Annotated in this window: 5 protein-coding genes; all 5 read left to right on the forward strand. The window is 47.9% G+C overall.

Annotation, left to right across the window (positions count from 1 at the left end):
• Positions 1-149: 149 nt before the first annotated feature.
• A complete protein-coding gene (locus tag Q0628_RS09360) occupies positions 150-536 on the forward strand; it encodes a (deoxy)nucleoside triphosphate pyrophosphohydrolase (RefSeq protein WP_298770394.1) in 387 nt (128 codons plus the stop codon).
• 39 nt (positions 537-575) lie between these two features.
• Positions 576-1,352, forward strand: coding sequence for a thioredoxin family protein (locus tag Q0628_RS09365; RefSeq protein WP_298770396.1), 777 nt, complete (start codon positions 576-578; stop codon positions 1,350-1,352).
• A gap of 146 nt (positions 1,353-1,498) precedes the next feature.
• Positions 1,499-2,449 (forward strand): hypothetical protein, encoded by a 951-nt coding sequence (locus tag Q0628_RS09370; RefSeq protein ID WP_298770398.1) that lies wholly within the window; start codon positions 1,499-1,501, stop codon positions 2,447-2,449.
• Positions 2,450-2,465: 16 nt separating this feature from the next.
• A complete protein-coding gene (locus Q0628_RS09375) occupies positions 2,466-2,597 on the forward strand; it encodes a hypothetical protein (protein WP_283160536.1) in 132 nt (43 codons plus the stop codon).
• A 142-nt stretch (positions 2,598-2,739) separates the two neighbouring features.
• Positions 2,740-3,141, forward strand: a 402-nt coding sequence (locus Q0628_RS09380; protein WP_298770402.1) for a TrmH family RNA methyltransferase, incomplete at its 3' end; no start/stop codon positions are given.

Genomic DNA, 3,141 nt, shown 5'->3' on the forward strand with positions numbered 1-3,141 from the left:
AGAAGAACCGGACGATGAATCGTCACCGCATGCAAAAAGCAATAATGAAATTGCAAGAATCCACAAAAACCTTTTCATACTAGATATAAAATAACCAAAAAGGGCTGTTCAAGACCTCTCCCGTAAAAATTTTACATAAATTTGGCTTCATGAAACATATCGAAGTTGTAGCAGGCATCATTAAGGATGGCGACAAGATTTTTGCTACGCAACGCGGCTACGGCGAACACAAGGGGTTCTGGGAGTTCCCTGGCGGCAAAATGGAGTGCGGCGAGACCCCGCAGCAAGCACTCAAGCGCGAACTCCAAGAAGAACTCGCCATCCAAGTGAACGTGGGTAAATTTCTTTGCACCGTGGAACACGACTACCCCGCCTTCCACCTGACCATGCACTGCTACTTTTGCACGATTGCCGGCGGCAAGGCGCCGGAACTTTTGGAGCACGAGGCAGCCAAGTGGCTCGCCCCTGCAGAACTGCACAGCGTAAACTGGCTAGGCGCCGACATAAAAGTCGTCGAAGCCATCGAAGCGCAATAGCTTTTTTCTATCACTCAAGCAATTTACTATTTTATTGTCATGAACATCCTGAAACACATCGCGACTTTTGCCGCAGCCGCAATTCTTGCTGCAGGCGCCTTCACCACCGCAAACGCTGCAGACGACATCAAAATCGTCAAGGTGAACGACAGTAATTTCGAAAAAGAAATCATGAAATCCAAAACGCCGGTCATCCTCGAAATCTCTTCGACCAGCTGCCCGCCCTGCCTCGTCATGATTCCCACACTCATCGGTATCGCTAAAAACTATAGCGACATCAAGGTCGCCTCGGTCGGTATCGACGAACCGGGCATCGACAAAATCAAGGCAACACTCCCCATTCAGGCATTCCCCACGTTCTTCCTGATTAAAGACGGCAAAATCGTGAACCGTCTCGTGGGCGTCGTCAAAGAAGAAGAAATCTTTGCCGCCATGCAGTATACGCCCAAGAAGAGCACCGCCAAAAACACCAAGAAATCCAAGAATTCGCCGAAAAACCTTGTTTGCAAGGTCAACGGACAGTTTAACGGCCTCAAGAACCTGGTGACTATCTCGTTCGAATTCGGCGACGCCGAAATCAAGAATGTCGACATCGTGACCAACGTATTCATTCCGCCCGAAATGGAAGACCACCGCGAAGACATTATCGCAAGAATGCGCGCAAGCGGCAAGGGCGAAGTCACCACCACCCTCACAGGCTTGCAAATCCATATCGACAACGATTGCCGATTCATGAAGGCGATGGACATGAAGCGTACTTCGACCTACGGCGAAATGCGCGCCGGGCTTGAGCTGCAAGGCTTCAATTGTAAATAATTTGTTTCAAATATCATTAAAGAGAGCAACCGGACTATCCCGGTTGTTTTTTTATCCAAACTTTCATTTCGTATGTAACAAAAATAAAAGTTGAAATTAAGAATATTTTTCTATATTTGGGCGCGCCGAATTAATTTGGAGGAAATATGAATAACAAAGTTCTTTCTACTGCTACTATAGTAGTTGTTTCTAGTTTAATTTCTAGCGCCTGGGCCGCAAGACCCGAAGGCGATCCGACTTGCAGTTTTGTGGGTGGGGCATTCTTCAAGTCCAACAACACCCTGTATCTGGAATCGATCAACGACGAAAACGCAAAAGTCGAAGTCGATAACGATGCCGCGAATTGCATCAGCAACAGTAGAAGCGGCAACTTCAAAGTCATTGTTGAACGCAGCACGGCTCTAGCCGCAAACTCTACCATCACCTTGCCGGTAAACTACCAGTCCGCAAACGAATGCGTCGACCTGTACGAACCTGTCAGCTACGGCAAAGACGAAAACGGCATGTGGATTTCCGCCGAAAAGCATGACATTGCCGACGGTACCGCCCACAGGCCCATGCTGATGATTACCGATATTAGTAAAGATGAATGCCAGGGTATCAAGGAAATTGAATTCACGGCTACCGGCGTGACCGCTTCTACGCAGGCTTCCGTCGAGCTTACATTAAAAAGCGAAGTCAGCAATCAGGGCGACTGGCTTATGCGCGGCTCTTACAGCTTTATCCGCTGGGACAAGGATCACGCCGACCTGGGTACCGTTTATGGTTATGCCGCCAAGAACAAGGGCGAAGTCAAAGCCGGCCAGTTCACCAAAGTCGGTGCAGGCGCCTTTGTTCCGCCGCTGCGCGCTTACCTGATTTACAAAGGCGACAAGGCTCTTCAAAAGTCTACTGAATCCGATGTCGCCGAACTGCCCGAAACGATTGGCGTAAAGCTCATCGACAAGAATAATGGCACTACCCGCCTTGCGCGCTGGAACACGGCCACGGGCGAAATCGTAAAGGTAAACGGTTGGTTCGATCTCAAGGGTCGCAAGCTGAACAGCAAGCCCCAAAACAAGGGCATGTTCATCGGCAACACCAAGGTCCAAAAGTAATTATTAGGGGTTGATTATGGAAAAGAAAGAATATAAAGCACCGGAAATGGAAATCGTGGATTTCGAAGCTCAGGCTTGCTTGCTCGCCGGTAGTGGCGAAGAACCCGAAAGCTGCGATGGTGGTGACTACTGCGACGAACTCGGCTAATATATAAGCCTCCGTTCAAGGTTTAGCAAAACAAGGCAAAGTAATTTGTCTTGTTTTTTTATTTTACATGTAATATAAATAAAACATCTGTTCAAGCCTCATTTTTCTACATTGCGTTCCGCCAAAAAAATTTGGAGGAATCATGAACGGAAAAGTTCTTACTGCCGCTACCGTTGCGGCATTATCTTGCCTTGTTTCTACTGTTTGGGCCGAAAGGCCGAGTGAAAAGGCATCTTGCGAGTTCCCGGGCGGAGCTTACTACAAATCCAACAACACATTGTACTTGGAATCGGTCAACGACGAAAATGCAAAAGTCCAGATTTCGGAAGAAACCAAGAATTGCGTAAATGGATACGTCAACAACGGTGATTTCAAGGAACTCATTGAGGCGCTCATGGAAAAGCCGATTGATGAACTCAAAGAACGCGGTGTCTGGATTTACTGTGCAGATATGGATGGGGAAACCTTCTATAATGCAAACCTTAAAGGCTCTGTTGCCCTTGTTATAGGCTCTGAGGGTAAGGGTGTCGGCAGACTTGTTAAG

The sequence above is a fragment of the uncultured Fibrobacter sp. genome (assembly GCF_937877005.1).
Lineage (GTDB): Bacteria > Fibrobacterota > Fibrobacteria > Fibrobacterales > Fibrobacteraceae > Fibrobacter.